The sequence below is a fragment of the Streptomyces cupreus genome (genome assembly GCF_014257025.1).
Taxonomy (GTDB): domain Bacteria; phylum Actinomycetota; class Actinomycetes; order Streptomycetales; family Streptomycetaceae; genus Streptomyces; species Streptomyces cupreus.
Window position 1 is genome coordinate 1 of the sequence record NZ_JACMSF010000069.1, and the last position, 15,716, is coordinate 15,716.

14 protein-coding genes are annotated in these 15,716 nt (G+C 69.7%); 8 read left to right on the top strand and 6 right to left on the bottom strand.

Annotated elements, in window-relative coordinates; translation table 11 throughout:
- The first annotated feature begins 20 nt into the window (after nt 1-20).
- From H4N64_RS37765 to kstD, 3 genes are all read left to right on the top strand, one after another.
- Entirely contained in the window at nt 21-983 is a 963-nt protein-coding gene (locus tag H4N64_RS37765) for an ATP-binding cassette domain-containing protein (protein ID WP_186287126.1), read from the top strand.
- Nucleotides 980-1,771 (top strand): ABC transporter permease, encoded by a 792-nt coding sequence (locus H4N64_RS37770; RefSeq protein WP_186287127.1) that lies wholly within the window; start codon nt 980-982, stop codon nt 1,769-1,771. The genes H4N64_RS37765 and H4N64_RS37770 overlap by 4 nt, the downstream gene beginning before the upstream one ends.
- A 91-nt stretch (nt 1,772-1,862) precedes the next feature.
- The gene (gene kstD, locus H4N64_RS37775) at nt 1,863-3,617 is read left to right on the top strand and encodes a 3-oxosteroid 1-dehydrogenase (protein ID WP_186287128.1); all 1,755 of its coding nucleotides are present in this window, start codon (nt 1,863-1,865) and stop codon (nt 3,615-3,617) included.
- A 7-nt stretch (nt 3,618-3,624) separates the two neighbouring features.
- Here the strand turns inward: kstD and H4N64_RS37780 are convergent, their stop codons facing one another.
- From H4N64_RS37780 to H4N64_RS37790, 3 genes are all read right to left on the bottom strand, one after another.
- Nucleotides 3,625-4,296 carry a class I SAM-dependent methyltransferase gene (locus tag H4N64_RS37780; RefSeq protein ID WP_186287129.1) on the bottom strand — a complete coding sequence of 224 codons (672 nt, stop codon included), beginning with the start codon at nt 4,294-4,296 and terminating at the stop codon, nt 3,625-3,627.
- Between the two features lie 97 nt (nt 4,297-4,393).
- Nucleotides 4,394-4,708 carry an AzlD domain-containing protein gene (locus tag H4N64_RS37785; RefSeq protein WP_186287130.1) on the bottom strand — a complete coding sequence of 105 codons (315 nt, stop codon included), beginning with the start codon at nt 4,706-4,708 and terminating at the stop codon, nt 4,394-4,396.
- Complete coding sequence (locus tag H4N64_RS37790) at nt 4,705-5,055, bottom strand: AzlC family ABC transporter permease (protein ID WP_186287131.1); 351 nt, start codon at nt 5,053-5,055, stop codon at nt 4,705-4,707. Before H4N64_RS37790 ends, H4N64_RS37785 begins: the two co-directional genes overlap by 4 nt.
- Before the next feature lie 80 nt (nt 5,056-5,135).
- On the opposite strand from H4N64_RS37790, the gene H4N64_RS37795 reads away from it, so the two are divergent.
- Complete coding sequence (locus tag H4N64_RS37795) at nt 5,136-5,684, top strand: helix-turn-helix domain-containing protein (RefSeq protein WP_186287132.1); 549 nt, start codon at nt 5,136-5,138, stop codon at nt 5,682-5,684.
- A gap of 113 nt (nt 5,685-5,797) precedes the next feature.
- Here H4N64_RS37795 and H4N64_RS37800 read toward each other — a convergent pair whose 3' ends face one another.
- Nucleotides 5,798-6,001: a cold-shock protein gene (locus H4N64_RS37800; RefSeq protein ID WP_003992177.1), complete on the bottom strand. Its 204-nt coding sequence runs from the start codon at nt 5,999-6,001 to the stop codon at nt 5,798-5,800.
- A 285-nt stretch (nt 6,002-6,286) separates the two neighbouring features.
- Here H4N64_RS37800 and H4N64_RS37805 point away from each other — a divergent pair, with 285 nt between their 5' ends.
- Nucleotides 6,287-7,135, top strand: a complete 849-nt coding sequence (locus tag H4N64_RS37805; protein ID WP_186287133.1) for an MqnA/MqnD/SBP family protein — start codon at nt 6,287-6,289, stop codon at nt 7,133-7,135.
- Nucleotides 7,136-7,203: 68 nt separating this feature from the next.
- Nucleotides 7,204-8,826 (top strand): serine/threonine-protein kinase, encoded by a 1,623-nt coding sequence (locus H4N64_RS37810; RefSeq protein WP_186287134.1) that lies wholly within the window; start codon nt 7,204-7,206, stop codon nt 8,824-8,826.
- Between the two features lie 3 nt (nt 8,827-8,829).
- Here the strand turns inward: H4N64_RS37810 and H4N64_RS37815 are convergent, their stop codons facing one another.
- Nucleotides 8,830-13,473: an FtsK/SpoIIIE domain-containing protein gene (locus H4N64_RS37815; RefSeq protein ID WP_186287135.1), complete on the bottom strand. Its 4,644-nt coding sequence runs from the start codon at nt 13,471-13,473 to the stop codon at nt 8,830-8,832.
- A 343-nt stretch (nt 13,474-13,816) separates the two neighbouring features.
- Here H4N64_RS37815 and H4N64_RS37820 point away from each other — a divergent pair, with 343 nt between their 5' ends.
- Both H4N64_RS37820 and H4N64_RS37825 read left to right on the top strand, forming a co-directional pair.
- A complete protein-coding gene (locus H4N64_RS37820; RefSeq protein ID WP_186287136.1) occupies nt 13,817-14,119 on the top strand; it encodes a WXG100 family type VII secretion target in 303 nt (100 codons plus the stop codon).
- Between the two features lie 74 nt (nt 14,120-14,193).
- Entirely contained in the window at nt 14,194-14,856 is a 663-nt protein-coding gene (locus H4N64_RS37825) for a hypothetical protein (protein WP_186287137.1), read from the top strand.
- Nucleotides 14,857-15,068: 212 nt separating this feature from the next.
- Here H4N64_RS37825 and H4N64_RS37830 read toward each other — a convergent pair whose 3' ends face one another.
- Entirely contained in the window at nt 15,069-15,710 is a 642-nt protein-coding gene (locus H4N64_RS37830) for a hypothetical protein (RefSeq protein ID WP_186287138.1), read from the bottom strand.
- Nucleotides 15,711-15,716 lie beyond the last annotated feature (6 nt).

The following is a 15,716-nucleotide window of genomic DNA, read 5'->3' on the forward strand; positions in this document are numbered from 1 at the left end:
CCCTTCCTAGGAGACCTCTCATGACCAACCTGGCCATCGCGGCGAACGAGCTGCGGAAGTCCTACGGCGACAAGACGGTCCTCGACGGCATCGACCTGGCCGTACCGGAAGGCACGGTCTTCTCCCTGCTCGGGCCGAACGGCGCGGGCAAGACCACGGCGGTCAAGATCCTCTCCACGCTGATCTCGGCCGACGGCGGACAGGCGAGGATCGCCGGGCACGACCTCACCGCCGAGGCCCAGGCGGTACGGGCCGCCATCGGTGTCACCGGCCAGTTCTCCGCCGTGGACGGCCTGATCACCGGCGAGGAGAACATGCTCCTCATGGCCGACCTGCACCATCTGTCCCGGGCCGAGGGCAGGCGGGTGACCGCCGATCTGCTGGAGCGCTTCGACCTGGTCGAGGCCGCGAAGAAGCCGGCCTCGACCTACTCCGGCGGTATGAAGCGCCGCCTGGACATCGCGATGACGCTGGTCGGCAGCCCGCGGATCATCTTCCTGGACGAGCCGACCACGGGCCTGGACCCACGCTCCCGGCACAACATGTGGCAGATCATCCGGGAGCTGGTCACGGGCGGCGTCACGGTCTTCCTCACCACGCAGTACCTGGAGGAGGCGGATGAACTGGCCGACCGTATCGCGGTGTTGAACGACGGCAAGATCGCCGCGGAGGGAACGGCCGACGAGCTGAAGCGGCAGATCCCCGGCGGACATGTACGACTCCGCTTCACCGACCCGGCCGCGTACCGCAGCGCAGCGTCCGCGCTGAGCGACACGACCCGCGACGACGAGGTGCTGGCGCTGCAGATCCCGAGCGGCGGCAGCCAGCGCGAGCTGCGCTCGATCCTCGACTGGCTGGACTCGGTCGGGGTCGAGGCGGACGAACTGACGGTGCACACCCCAGACCTGGACGACGTGTTCTTCGCCCTGACCGGCGGCGGCATGGCCAAGGTCCCCAACCAGCCCAAGGAGAACGCCCGATGAGCGCCCTGACCCTGGCCGTACGCGACTGCTCGACGATGCTGCGCCGCAACCTGCTGCACGCAAGGCGCTACCCGTCGCTCACCCTGAACCTGCTGCTGACCCCGATCATGCTGTTGCTGCTCTTCGTGTACATCTTCGGCGACACGATGAGCGCGGGGATCGGGGGCGGCGGTCCGGATCGCTCCGAATACATCGCCTTCGTGGTCCCGGGCCTGCTGCTGATGACCATCGGCAGCACGACGATCGGTACGGCGGTTTCCGTCTCCAACGACATGACCGAGGGCATCATCGCCCGCTTCCGCACGATGGCGATCCACAGAGGTTCGGTGATCATCGGCCATGTGATCGGCAGTGTGCTGCAGGCGATCGTGAGCGTGGTCCTGGTAGGCGCGGTAGCCGTGCTGATCGGCTTCCGCTCCGCCGACGCAACGGTCCTGGAATGGCTGGCGGCCTTCGGACTCCTCGTCCTCTTCGCCACGGCACTGACCTGGATCGCGGTGGGCATGGGCCTGATCAGCCCGAACGCGGAGGCGGCAAGCAACAACGCGCTGCCCCTGATCCTCCTGCCCCTCCTGTCCAGCACCTTCGTCCCCCTGGACGCGATGCCGGGCTGGTTCCAGCCGATCGCCGAGTACCAGCCCTTCACCCCGGCCATCGAAACCCTCCGAGGTCTGCTCCTCGGCACGGAAATCGGCGTCAACGGCTGGCTGGCCCTGACCTGGTGCGCGGGTCTGATGGTGCTGGGCTACCGCTGGTCGACGGCAAAGTTCAACGCGGACCCGAAGTGACACCGCGCCGCTTGACTTCACAAGAGCGTCGCGCGACATTCGCGACTCTGACACATCGTCAGGATCCCTGGGATGCTGGAGCCGACGTGCCATGACCGCGAAATCGCCCACCCGCAGACGGGTCCTCACGACCACCGCCGCCGCGACAGCGGGCCTCGCCCTGTCGCAGCAACGTTCAGCCGCCGCCGACTTGCCCCTCCTCGGCACCTACGACGTCGTAGTAGTCGGCTCGGGCGCGGCAGGAATGACCGCCGCCCTCACCGCCGCCCGGCAGGGCCTGACCTGTGTGGTCGTAGAGAAGGCGCCCACCTTCGGAGGGTCCGCCGCGCGATCCGGTGCCGGGATCTGGATCCCGAACAACTCGGTGCTCCTCGCGGCCGGTGTGCCGGACACCCCGGCGAAGGCCGCCGAATACCTCGCCGCTGTCGTGGGCCCGGACGTTCCGGTCGAGCGGCAGCGGGCCTTCCTCGCCAACGGCCCGGCGATGCTCTCCTTCGTCATGGCGAACAGCCCGCTCCGTTTCCGCTGGATGGAGGGCTACAGCGACTACTATCCCGAGCTGCCCGGCGGCCTTCCGAACGGCCGCTCCGTCGAGCCCGACCAGCTCGACGGCAACCTCCTCGGCGCCGAACTGGCACGTCTGAACCCGCCGTACATGGACGTGCCCGCAGGCATGGTCGTCTTCAGCGCGGACTACAAGTGGCTGGCCCTGGCGGCGGTGAACGCCAAGGGGGCCGCGGTGGCGGCGGAGTGCCTGGCACGGGGTACGGCGGCTGCCCTGCGCGGGGAGAGGCCGCTGACCATGGGGCAGTCGCTGGCGGCCGGTCTGCGACTGGGGCTGCGCTCGGCCGGGGTTCCGGTGTGGCTCGACACGCCGCTCACCGACCTGTACGTCGAGGGCGACGCCGTGAGCGGGGCGGTCGTCACCCGGGACGGCGCCCCGGGCCTCGTCCGGGCCCGCCGTGGCGTGATCGTCGGCTCGGGCGGCTTCGAGCACAACGCGGCGATGCGCGAGCGCTACCAGCGCGGGCCCATCGGCACGGACTGGACGGTCGGCGCCAAGGAGAACACCGGCGACGGCATCCAGGCCGGGCAGCGGCTCGGTGCCGCCCTCGGCCTCATGGACGACGCCTGGTGGGGCCCGGCGATCCCGCTCCCCGGCCAGCCGTACTTCTGCCTGGCCGAACGCACCCTCCCCGGCGGCCTGTTGATCAACGCGGCCGGGGCTCGGTTCGTCAACGAGGCCGCCCCCTACAGCGACGTCGTCCACACGATGTACGACGTCCACGACACGAGCCCGGCGATCCCGTCCTGGCTGATCGTCGACCAGCACTACCGGAACCGGTATCTCTTCAAGGACGTTCTGCCGACCCTGCCCTTCCCCTCCGGCTGGTACGACTCCGGCGCCGCGCACAAGGCCTGGACCCTGGACGCGCTCGCCACCTCGATCGGTGTCCCGGCGACGGCCCTGCGCACCACCGTGGACCGCTTCAACTCCCAGGCGCGGCAAGGCAAGGACCCCGACTTCCACCGGGGCGACAGCGCCTACGACCACTACTACACGGATCCGTCCGTCCTCCCCAACTCCTGTCTGGCCCCCCTCTGGCTCCCCCCGTACTACGCCTTCCGTATCGTCCCCGGCGATCTCGGCACCAAGGGCGGCCTCGTCACGGACGCCCGGGCCCGCGTGCTGCGGGAGGACGGCTCGGTGATCCGGGGCCTGTACGCCGCCGGAAACGCGAGCGCGGCGGTCATGGGGCACAGCTACGCGGGCGCGGGCTCGACGATCGGCCCCGCGATGACGTTCGGATACATCGCGGCGAGGGACATCGCCGGGAGCCGTTAGCCGCTGGTCAGCCTCGGGCGGCGGGCTTGCGGGCGATCAGGAACGCCTGCGGGGACGTCTCGTCGAGCGCCGGGTCCGGTTCGCGGACCGTCCGGGAGACGAGGGCGAAGCCGGCCGCCGTCAGCAGGGCGGCCATGTCCTCGGGCCGGCGACGCTGGAAGGTGAGCGCGACCGGGTGACCCCAGGGCCGGTCGTAATGCCGGTGCTCGTCGCCGGCCTGGAAGGCGACGAACAGGGGCGCGCCGGGCGCCAGGACGCGGTGGAACTCCGCGAAGAGAGCCGGGAGTTGGTCCACCGGGGTGTGGATGGAGGAGTAGAAGGACAGGGCACCGGCCAGTGTGCCGTCCGGGATGTCCAGCTCCAGCATCGAACCCTGTTCGAATCGGAGCCCCGGGTTCTCGCGGCGGGCGATCGTGAGCATCGACTCCGACAGGTCGAGCCCGAACACGTTCAGCCCCAGCGAGGCGAGGCGCCCGGTCGTCCGGCCGGGACCGCAACCCAGATCGGCCACCAGCCCGTCCCCGCCGACTCCGCTGCCGTCGACGAGTTCGGCGAACACACCCAGCAGGGCCCGCTCCAGCGGCCTGTTCGCGAGCTCGTCCTGGAAGAGGGCCGCGTAGTCCTCGGCGATGGCGTTGTAGAAGGTGCGGGTGGAGTTCAGGAAGTCGGAGTCGGTCATGGCCGGGGACCCTAGCGAAGACGGTGGCTACTCGCCCCACCGGTCCGATGCACATTTCGCTCGGTAGGGCCTTCGGTGCGCGCATCGGCATCGTGCTTCACGCGACCCCCATCGCCCGCAGCACCGCGGCGACCCCGGCCGCCCCCACGACCACCACGGGGAACGGCGCCCGCCGCCAGGCCAGTACGGCCCCCGCCAGCACCCCGGTCGGCCGCGCCCACCCCGCGAAATCTCCGCCTTCGGTCAGCGCGCCCGTGGCCAGCAGGGCCACCAGCAGGACGATCGCGCCCGCCGACAGCAACTCCTGGACACGCGGCGAAAGTTCCACGCGGCCGTGGAGCACCGGCCCCACCAGCCGGAAGGCATACGTTCCGACCGCCAGCGCCAGGATCATGGCCATCGTCGCGCTCATGCCGTACGCCTCCCGCCGTGCCCGTGTCCGACGAGCCCCGCCAGCGCCACCAGCACCGGCACCCCGGCCGGGACGGCCGGTGTGACCGCCAGCGCCAGCCCGGCCCCGAGCAGCGCGCACCGCCGTACGGCCGGGTTCTCGCGCAGGGCGGGCAGCACACCGACCGCGCTGAACTGGGCGGAGCCCGCGTACACGACGAGCGACATCACCACCGGCACCCACACGGGCAGCCCGCCGGCCACCGAGATCGCGCCGAAGGAGACGCCGACGACGCCGCTGGCCAGCCAGACGAGCGCGCTGTCGCGCACCAGGGGTGCCCTCATCGGTGTTCGGAGTGGCGAACGCATGTTCTCCAGAATGAACAGGCTAGGCTTGTTCGTCAAGGCGAACGAACGTACTCGAAGAGCGAACGGCAGGACGTGAACCCATGAGCGAGCCCCTCACCTGGATCTCCGTCTCGCTGCGGCGTGAGCGTACACGGGCCGGACTGTCCCTGTCCGAGCTGGCCAAACGGGCCGGGATCGCCAAGTCCACGTTGTCCCAGCTGGAGGCGGGCAGTGGAAATCCCAGCGTGGAGACGCTGTGGGCGCTGGGGGTGGCGCTCCGGGTGCCGTTCAGCGCGCTGGTGGAGCCGCCCGCGCCGACCGTGCAGGTGATCCGGGCGGGGCAGGGGCCGAGCGTGGCGTCCGAGAGGGCCGACTACGCGGCCACCCTGCTGTCCGCGAGCCCGCCCGGGGCGCGCCGGGACATCTACCACCTGCGGGCCGAGCCGGGGGCCGTGCGGGAGTCGGAGCCGCATATCCCGGGCACGGTGGAGCATCTGATCGTGAGCACGGGACGGGTGAAGGCCGGGCCGCTGGGGGAGGCGGTGGAGCTGGACCCCGGGGACTACATGTCGTACCGAGGGGACGTGCCGCACTCGTACGAGGCCCTGGCGCCCGGCACGACGTTCGTGCTCGTCATGCAGCACGTGTAGGCAGACGGACGTACGAAAAAAGGCAGGAGCCCCGACGCCTTACGGCGCGGGGCTCCTTGGGTACTGCTCTCAGGTCCGGATCAGAGACGAGGCTCGTCTCAGACGAGGATCGCTCAGACGGGGGTGACGTTCTCCGCCTGCGGGCCCTTCGGGCCCTGGGTCACGTCGAAGGAGACCTGCTGGTTCTCCTCCAGCGAACGGAAGCCGCTCGCGTTGATCGCGGAGTAGTGGACGAAGACGTCGGGGCCGCCGCCCTCCTGGGCGATGAAGCCAAAGCCCTTTTCGGCGTTGAACCACTTAACGGTTCCGGTAGCCATAAGCCCTCCTTGGGCCCAAAGGGTTGCCCTGCTCCAGAACCTGCAAGTGTGAGAGCTAATGCCTGCACTGCATACGTCTGAAAACGACTAGAGCCCGCGGTTACATGCTCCGCAGGCTCTGTACTGCAAGGGAAACCAAACTGCAACTTGCGGCGAGCCTAGCACGGGGGCAGCCGAAAGCAATAGAGGTCAAGATCACGTCACCCGGATGTTTGAAGATCGCGAAAATGGGTTGACGTCGGGGTCGAAGTCTGGAGCGTACCCCATAGGGTCTAGCCTCACGATGTGGACAATTCTCGCACCCGGCCGCGCGTCGGCCACATCCAGTTCCTGAACTGCCTGCCCCTGTACTGGGGGCTCGCGAGAACGGGCACGCTCCTCGACTTCGAGCTCACCAAGGACACCCCGGAGAAGCTCAGCGAGCAGCTGGTGCAGGGAGACCTCGACATCGGGCCCATCACCCTGATCGAGTTCCTCAAGAACGCCGACGACCTGGTCGCCTTCCCCGACATCGCCGTCGGCTGCGACGGACCGGTGATGTCGTGCGTGATCGTCTCGCAGGTCCCGCTGGAGAAGCTGGACGGCGCCCGGGTCGCCCTCGGCTCGACCTCGCGCACCTCGGTCCGCCTCGCCCAGCTCCTGCTGGCCGAGCGCTACGGCGTCAGCCCCGACTACTACACCTGCCCGCCCGACCTCAGCCTGATGATGCAGGAGGCGGACGCGGCCGTACTGATCGGCGACGCGGCCCTGCGGGCGAACCTCCTCGACGGCCCGCGCTTCGGCCTGGACGTCTACGACCTCGGCGCGCTGTGGAAGGAGTGGACCGGCCTGCCGTTCGTCTTCGCGGTCTGGGCCGCCCGCCGCGACTACCTGGAGCGCGAGCCGCTGATCACCCGCAAGGTCCACGAGGCCTTCCTCGCCTCCCGCAACCTCTCCCTGGAGGAGGTCGGCAAGGTCGCCGAGCAGGCGGCCCGCTGGGAGGCCTTCGACGAGCGGATCCTGGAGCGCTACTTCACCACCCTCGACTTCCGCTTCGGCGCCCCCCAGCTCGCCGCGGTCGCCGAGTTCGCCCGCCGGGTGGGCCCGACGACGGGCTTCCCGGCCGACGTGAAGGTCGATCTGCTCCAGCCCTGAGGCCACTCCGGACCTGAGGCCGTAATCTGCAGGGAGCTCTTGGGAGTTCTACGGGGGAGGGGGACGCCATGCAGCCGCTCGGAGTCGACGAACCCACCGTCGTGGGGCCCTACCGGCTGCTCGGCCGGCTCGGGTCCGGCGGTATGGGCCGGGTCTACCTGGGCCGCAGCGCCGGCGGCCGCACCGTCGCGGTCAAGATCGTGCACCCGCACTTCGCGCTCGACGAGGAGTTCCGCGCCCGCTTCCGCCGCGAGGTCGAGGCCGCGCGCCGGGTCGGCGGCGCCTGGACGGCCCCCGTCCTGGACGCGGACCCGGAGGCGCCGGTCCCCTGGGTCGCCACGGCATACGCGGCGGGCCCCTCCCTGACAGCGGCGGTCGCGGACACCGGCGCACTGCCCGGCCACACGGTACGCGTGCTCGGGGCGGGGCTGGCGGAGGCGCTGACGGCGGTGCACGAGCTGGGCCTGGTGCACCGGGACGTCAAGCCGTCCAACGTCCTGCTGACCGTCGACGGCCCGCTCCTGATCGACTTCGGCATCGCCCGCGCCACCGACGGCACGGCCTCCCTCACCTCCACCGGCGTCTCGATCGGCTCGCCCGGCTACATGGCGCCCGAGCAGATCCTCGGCAAGGGCGTCACGGGCGCGGCGGACGTCTTCTCCCTGGGCGCGGTGCTGGCGTACGCCGCGACGGGGCAGCAGCCCTTCCCCGGCGACTCCTCGGCGGCGCTGCTGTACAAGGTCGTGCACGAGGAACCCGAACTCGGCCCGCTGGACGGTGAGCTGCGGGAGGTGGTGGAGGCGTGCCTGAACAAGGATCCGGCGGCGCGTCCCACGCCCGGTGAGCTGGCCCGACGGCTGGCCCCGCAGGGGGCGGCGCGGCTGGTGGCGGACGGGTGGCTGCCGGGGGTGCTGGTCGAGCGGGTCGGCCGTAGTGCGGTGCAGGTGCTGAACCTGGAGGCGACGGACGGGGGTCTTGGGGACCGGCCGTCCGGGCCGGTGGGGTTCAGCAGTCCTGCCATAGGGGAGTTCGGCCCGCCTCCCACGATGCCTCCCGTCGCGGTTCCCGAGCCGCGGGACGCCGAGCCGGTCACGCGGTCGCCCGGCAAGCTGTCGGTCTCCGTGGCGGCGACCTCGGCGCCGGGGGACGGCGGACGGGGGCGTCGTATGAGCTGCACGGTCGCGCTGGCGGTCGCGAGCGCGCTGGCCGCCGTGACCGTCGGGTCGGTGTTCGTGTTCGACCTGCTGCCGGACAACTCCCCGAACGACTCGGCCGGTTCGGACTCCGACTCGTCCTACTCCCAGGCCCCCGGCGCCTCCGCCTCCGCGACCGCGGCGCCCGATGCCCTGACGGCCTACCTCGGCACCTGGGAGGGCCAGGGCGTCGCCCTCGACGGCAACCTCCCCCTCGGCGCCTTCCGGCTCACCGTCCACCGGGCGCAGGTGGGCCAGGAGCTGGGCAGACTCCGCCAGACGGATGTGCTCGGCGGCGTCTGCAACGACGTACTGACCCTGAAGAGCGTCACCGCGAAACGGCTCGTGGCGACGTCCGTGGGCGCCAAGTCCAACCACAAGGGCTGCAATCCGGCGGCCACGACGGTCACCCTCACCCCGGTCGGCGACGACCTCGACTACGCCTCGGACAGCGAGGAGTCGGGGAACCCGACGTCACGGCTGTCACGTATCGAATAGCCGTCAGCCGGGGACGACCACCGTCCGCAGCTCGCCATCGCCCAGGTGCAGCATGCCCTTGCCCGGTACCGCCGGGCCGCCGACCATGCCGCGGTTGAGGCGGACGCCGATGAGGTCCCCGCTGGAGGACTCCTGCGGGGAGAGCAGGATGCCGCGGCGGGCCTTCTTGGCGTCGACCTGCCAGCCGGAGAATCCGCTGCACACGTCCTCCTCGTCACCGGCGATGACGAGCGCGAGCCCGCGTTCGGCGCCACGAGAGACGATCTTCTTCATCTGGCTCGCGGCGTCGCAGTCCTCCAGGATCTCGCCGTCGTCGATGAGGACGACGACCGGGTTCTCGATCGACGGCTCGGAGTCGTCGATGAGCTCCTCGAACTCGTCCTCGTCGATGTCGTCGCCCGTGTAGACCTTCAGCACGCCTTCCACACCGTCGAGTTGGCGCACCGGCGACTGGCGAGGTGCGGCGACGATCAGACGTACGCCCTGCTGGAGGAAGGACTGCGCGAAGTTCATCAGGACGGTCGAGCGACCGGACTTCGCCGGGCCCGCGATGACGAACGACGGCACGCCCTGCGCGAGATCGGGCCCAAAACCGACGATCTCGTCACCGCCGATACCGGCCAGCGCGTACAGCTTGGAGCGGGACACATCCGGGTCGCGCAGCTCCCAGGCCTCGGTGAAGGAGATCCGGCTCGGCAGGCTGTCGACGCGGAACGGCCGCTTGGCCCGCGGCACTTCGGCGTCCCGGGCGGCCGCCGCCTCGCCGATCGCGGCCAGCGCCGCGGCCTGGCCCTGACCGGTGGTGTCCTCGGCGAGCAGCGCGAACTGCGTCTCCGTACCGGCCTCGTTCTTGAAGGCGCGGCCCGGCGGTATCTCCTCGGGCACCTTGCGCGCCGGGATGCCGAGCGTGGAGAAGTCGCTGCGGTCGGACAGCCGTAGACCGTACTTCTCCTCGGTGAGCGTGGCGATACGGCCCACCAGCAGCGTCCGGTCACCGGTGAGGACCAGGTGGATGCCGACGCTCGCGCCCTCGCGCATCATCGTCTGGAGGTCGTCGGTCAGCGCGCCGTGGTCGACCTCGCCGAGGGTGGGCACCCAGCCCTCCCAGCGGTCCAGCAGCACCACGATGTGCGGCAGCCGCTCGTCCTGCGCGACCGCGGCCCGCTGCTCGCCGATGTCGGCGAACCCCTTGTCCGCCAACACGCCCTGGCGGCGGTCCATTTCACCCTTGAGCCGATTGACCAGCCGGACCACCCGCTCGGTCTGATTACGGCTGACGACCGCGCCGACGTGCGGCAGCCGGGTCAGCGCGTTGAGCGCGCCGTTGCCGCAGTCGATGCCGTACATGTGCACATCGGCGATGGAGTGCGTACGGGCCAGCGAACCGGCGATCGTACGCAGCAACTGCGAACGGCCGCTGCGCGGGGCACCGCCGATCATCAGATGCCCGAAGCTCGCGAAGTCGATCGCCACCGGGCGGCGCGACTGGAGCGCCGGCAGATCCTCGACACCGAAGGCCGCGGGCGCCAGCTTGCCGGGCGCGGGCGTGAACTCCGGGACCGGGATCTCGTCCAGCAGCAACTGCTCGTCGAGCGCCGGCAGCCAGGGGCTGTGCTGCGGCGGGATACCGAGCGACCGGTTGGCGTCGCGGATGGTGTCGACGAGCACCTTGAGGTCGGTGATCTCCTCGTCCTCGCGCGACTCGGCCTTGGGCTTGGTGAGGGCGGCGCGCCCCAGGTCCTCCCAGGTCAGCGGGCCGACCCAGGGCATGAGGACGGCGGGGTCGGCGGCACCGGGCCGCCGACCACCCACGCGTCCCGACTGGAACGGCACGAGCGAGGCGTGCCCGAGCCGGACGTACGCCCGACCCGGCGTGCTCTTCGAAATGTGCCCGGCCTCGGGGGAGTCGATGACGTCCGTCGACTCACCGCCGTCGGTCACACGCAGCGCGATACGGAGGTTGGTGTTGGCGCGGATCTCGGGAGACACGACGCCGGAGGGCCGCTGGGTGGCGAGGAGGAGATGAATACCGAGGGATCGTCCTCGCTGGGCGATATTGACGAGACCGGTGACGAAGTCGGGCAGGTCCCGGACCATGGAGGCGAACTCGTCGATGACGATGAGGAGTCGGGGGACGGGCTTGTGGGAGGGATCCCTCCGTACCAGATCCTGATAGTCCTCGATGTCCTTGGCGTCGGCGGCGGCGAGGATGTGCTCCCGCCGGTGCAGCTCGGCGCCCAGCGACTCCAGCGCCCGCTCGACGAGGTGGGCGTCGAGGTCGGTCACCATGCCGACCGTGTGCGGGAGATGGACACAGTCCTTGAACGCCGCGCCACCCTTGTAGTCGACGAGGACGAAGGTCATGTTCTCGGGCGTGTTGGCGACGGCGAGTGCGGCGACGATGGTCTGCAGCAGCTCGGACTTACCGGAACCGGTAGTACCGGCGATAAGGCCGTGGGGCCCGTCCTTACGGATGTCGATACCGAAGGCCCCGTCGTACGACTCACCGATGACGGCGAGCGTCGACTGCCCACCCATCCGCCATCGCGCCACGATGGCATCGCTGGTGGGCGGTTCGAGCTGCAGGACGTCGAGCAGCCGGCTGGAACCGGGCAGCGCCGAGTCCTCGGTCTCACCGCTGATGTCCCGCAGGGAGGACATGGACCGGGCGAGCCGCAGACACCAGGCGGGGGAGACGAAGTCGGGCCGCACGTCCTTGCGCCGCTCGGCCCCGGCCTCCTCCACACGCAGCCGCAACCTGTCGGCCTGCTGGGAGTGGGAGGGCTCGGGCGCGGCCTGATGCCAGGCCTGGAAGGAGGGGAAACCACCGGGCGCGGCCTGCTGGGCCTGGGGCGCGCTGGGGGTGTCGTACTCCTGCGCCTTGGGCTCCGCTACGACGAAGGCCTGGCACTCACCGGGCAGGAACCGCTCCTCGGCGTCGAGGCAGACGGCGTACATGGAGACGGAGGGCCCCTCGCGCAACAGCCGTACGACACCGGGCAGGGACCGAAGCCGCCGAGACCCGTCCCATACGACGACGATGTCCGGGTCGCTGAAGCCGGTGCCCTGGCTCCGGTTCTGCTCGGCGGCCTTCTTGCGCGCGTCGAGGATCTGCGTCAGCTCACCGATCCGGGCGCCGACGGTCTCGGCGTCGGTACCGATGAGCACGTTGACGTCCTGGCCACCGGAAGGCTTGGCGTGCGGCAGCCAGCGGACCCAGTCCCAACTCGCCTGCGCGGTCTGCTCGCTGAGGACGTAGAACTGGACGTCCATGGGACTGTGGAGCGCGGCGAACTGCGCCACGGCCCAACGCCCCATGGCACGAGCCGAATCCCCCGGCCCGGCCATACCGATGACACCGAGCCCGCGCAGATCGAGGGCGACGGGAGCGTCCTCGATCGTCCAGGTGACCTCGCGCTTGTGGTCGTCCTGCTCGGGGTCGTCGAGGACGACTTCGGAGGGGAGCTGCCCGGTGCCGACGCGGAGAAGGAGATGGTCGCGGTCGGTGCGCCGCCGCTCCCAGAGCCTCGTCCGCGGCCCGGTACCGAGGGAGAGCACGGTGGCCGGATCGGGGATGGCCTGCCGCCGGTCGTTCCGCTCGGCGACGAGCGCGTCCTGGGCGTCCTGCTCGATCCGGGCCTTCTGCTCCTCGTACTCCTTGACCTGCTTGGCGTGCGACTTACGGCCGTGCTTCTTGTCGTTGTAGTAGTTCGCGAAGAGCAGGAACGGGCTGAGCGCCGCCATGATCAGGTAGTACCAGCGCTGGAAGATCAGCACCGAGACGATGGCGCCGACGAGCGGGGTGAGCGCCATGAGCCACGGCAGCGGCCGGGCCTCGTACTCGCGGGGAGGAGAGGGCAGCCGGAAGCGAGTCTGCCGCTCCGGGGGCCGGAGCCGCGGGGGCCGGTTGTAGTCGAGGCCGATGCCGTCCTCGGACCACTTCAGGGCGGCGTTGGGCGGGGAGTAGCGGGCGAGCTCGATGAGGGAGTTGCCGATGGCGATCTGGCCGCCGAGGGGCCAGATGTCCTTGTCCATGGGCTTGCCTTCGTCGGCAGCCTCTGCCTCCTTCTTGCGCTTGCCCTTCTTGTTGGTGTCCTTGTCGTCCTTGGGGTTGAGGATGTCCTCGATGGAGGTGCCGTCGAGGGTGGCTTGTTCCTTGTCTCCATGGACGACGAAACGGCAGGTGCCGTCGGTGGCGACGGAGAGGGTGAGGGCGCGGGCGTCGAGTTCTGGGTCGTCGATACGGACGTAACTGGCCGGCCCGCTGCCGATGTCGTACCGCCCGACGCCCAGCCGATGCACGTACCCGGCGACAGGCCCACCGACGATCCGCAGCTCGACGAGCCCGGTGGGCTCACCGGGAAGACACCCGGCGGGATCCTGAAGACTGACGACGGCGCCTTCGCGGAGGGGCGAGTTGAGAACGTTGGCGGAGGGATCGACGGCGTACCCGTCGACGTAGAGAAGGGGAGCGTTGCCGCTGGGGACGTGTAGCTGCCCGATGGGAATGACCTGAGCCCCGCTGTGCCCGACCTGCTTGGCCAGCTCCTGTGCGATGTCCCCCATGGTGGACTCAGGATCGGCATCGAGCACGACGTCGGCGGTACCGCCGCCGAACGGGTCGACGACGGTCAGAGTCAGGCGCACGTCTCTTGTCCTCCCCGTTGCCCCTGCGACCGCTTCCGCAACGCTGGCCACAGTTGGAAGCGACGATATCGGCTGGGGGTGGGGAGGGGACAGCGGGAGGCTCCCGGCTCTGCTCTCGTCTTCCCGATGGCAACGAGGTGCGCACGGTCTTGTGACGGGGTCATGACGGCTTGTTCACAAAGGCGGGATGTGACACCTCAGGCCGCACCCGTAAGCTGCTGGCTCAAGAGCGGACGATCACACCGGCTGTCACACGAGAGTTGGAGCCGGTCGGTCACTGTCGGACCGCAAACAGGGAGCCACGGGGGTTGGCCCTGCGGCGTTTTGGATAGGGAGCGGCTTCATGGCCAAGGACCTTGACGTCACATATCAGGACATGCGGGATGCGGCCAAGCATGTCGTGAAGGAGAAGGAGCGGCTCCAGGAGAAGCTCGACGGCCTGAAGAAGTACATCAACAACCTGGTCGAGTCGGGCTACGTCACCAAGAGCTCTTCCAAGGCCTTCGACGAGAACTTCACGGAGTTCGTCCAGGGTTCGAAGGACACGCTGGACGGTCTGGACGGCATGGGGGACTACCTGACCATGGCGGCGGACAAGTTCGAGCAGATCGACGACGAGCTGGCCAAGCAGGCTCGGGGTAAGTGAGTTCGCGGTGCGGTGGGCCGGCGCGTCTGCGTCGGCCCACCGCACCCGTGCTTGAGGGGGAGGGCTGAACCGGAGTGTCCGCTGACGACGAGATCTCGCAGACCGACCACGTCTTCGAGTTCGACTTCCAGCCGGGGTGGATCGACCTGGGGCTGGAAGACGTGGGCTGGATCGAGGCCGACGCGGCGGCCACGGTGGTCGTATGGACGGAGTTCGACTCAGCCGAGTTGAAGGTCAAGCCCCGGAAGCTGGTCCGGGACGTGCGGCGGCGGGCGCTGGGACTGAACAGCGACCACGCGAACTGGGCGATGGCCTTCTACACACCCCAGGGCCAGGCACTCGTCGACCTCAGGCTCGACTCCTACGGCGAGGACGACAAGCCGCGACCGTCACCGGCCGAAATGGTGCCGCTGCTCGTGGACTTCGACGACGCGGAAGTCATCGGCGAGCCGGAGGTCCGCCATCTCGACCTCCCGGTGGGCCCGGCGGTACGGATCCGGACCACTCTGCGGACCAAGAGCGGACGCCTGGGCCTGTCCCGCGGCCGAAGAACCGAACTCCTCAAGTACGCGGTGTTCCCTCCCGGCGTGAACAGCCTGAGCGTCGTCCGGTTCCGATGGCAGCGAGCGGAGGACACCGGGGAGGCCACGGGCCTGGCCGACGCATTGATGACGACTATGCGGATGGTGCTGGTGTATGACGAGGGGAATCCAGGCGAGCCGGACGCGTCTGAGTGAGTCACTCCGGGTTGGGGTTGAGCCAGATGCTGCGGGCGAAGTCGTCGAAGGTGGCGAGGTTGGCCGTCAGCCACTCGACCTCCGTGGACACGGTGCGCACGGACACGTAGACCTGACCCGTCTGCCATCAGGTCCACCGCACCCGACCTCGACCGCGAGATCCCCAGGTGCGAGATCAGCTCACCGCTCGGACCCGCCCCTGGCGGCGCCGGTCAATGGGCCGCCCCAGGAAGCCGGAGCGTCCGCGCGAAGTCGTCCAGCGCCTCCAGCGCCGCGGCGATCACCTCCGGATCGTCGTGGTGCCCGCGGAGCAGGACGTCGGGGAGGCCGGGCCGGGTGTGCCAGTGGTACGTCACCGAGGTCATCATGATGGTGCTGTCCGCAGGGTAGGAGCGGGTGACCCGGACCCCGTCCGCGCCCAGGTGTGGAGAGGCGAACGGAATGCTGCCGGTTCGCTGCTGCCACTCGGGGATGTCCGGGTGCGGCACCGTGAGCGCGGTGATTCCCTCGCAGGAGGCCGCGTCACGGGCCTCGCAGTGGAGGCGGGTGGCGTGCATCACCAGCGGCATGTAGGTCAGCGGAACGGGGTGGTAGATGAACGCCTCGTCGGCCTGCAGCTTGTCCCGGAGCGTGACGATCGTCTGCTCGTAGAAGGTCCTGTGGAATCGGCGGAGTTTGCGGGTGAGTTCTGTTTCGTGGATGGCGGCCAGGCCGGTCAGGTGCAGGTCCAGCCATTCCTTGAAGGTCTTCTTGTCGATCTGGAGGTGAAGATAGCCCCAGAGGTCTGGGTTGGCATCCGTGTCGATGTGGAGCGGGGCGCCGAGGTCGGTGCTCCACAGGGTGCCTTCGGACATCAGTGG

Bases quoted from the DNA above. Each gene is read 5' to 3' on its own strand.
- H4N64_RS37765 (WP_186287126.1), top strand. From the start codon at position 21: ATGACCAACCTGGCCATCGCGGCGAACGAGCTGCGGAAGTCCTACGGC.
- H4N64_RS37770 (WP_186287127.1), top strand. From the start codon at position 980: ATGAGCGCCCTGACCCTGGCCGTACGCGACTGCTCGACGATGCTGCGC.
- kstD (WP_186287128.1), top strand. From the start codon at position 1,863: ATGACCGCGAAATCGCCCACCCGCAGACGGGTCCTCACGACCACCGCC.
- H4N64_RS37780 (WP_186287129.1), bottom strand. From the start codon at position 4,296: ATGACCGACTCCGACTTCCTGAACTCCACCCGCACCTTCTACAACGCC.
- H4N64_RS37785 (WP_186287130.1), bottom strand. From the start codon at position 4,708: ATGAGCGCGACGATGGCCATGATCCTGGCGCTGGCGGTCGGAACGTAT.
- H4N64_RS37790 (WP_186287131.1), bottom strand. From the start codon at position 5,055: ATGCGTTCGCCACTCCGAACACCGATGAGGGCACCCCTGGTGCGCGAC.
- H4N64_RS37795 (WP_186287132.1), top strand. From the start codon at position 5,136: ATGAGCGAGCCCCTCACCTGGATCTCCGTCTCGCTGCGGCGTGAGCGT.
- H4N64_RS37800 (WP_003992177.1), bottom strand. From the start codon at position 6,001: ATGGCTACCGGAACCGTTAAGTGGTTCAACGCCGAAAAGGGCTTTGGC.
- H4N64_RS37810 (WP_186287134.1), top strand. From the start codon at position 7,204: ATGCAGCCGCTCGGAGTCGACGAACCCACCGTCGTGGGGCCCTACCGG.
- H4N64_RS37820 (WP_186287136.1), top strand. From the start codon at position 13,817: ATGGCCAAGGACCTTGACGTCACATATCAGGACATGCGGGATGCGGCC.
- H4N64_RS37830 (WP_186287138.1), bottom strand. From the start codon at position 15,710: ATGTCCGAAGGCACCCTGTGGAGCACCGACCTCGGCGCCCCGCTCCAC.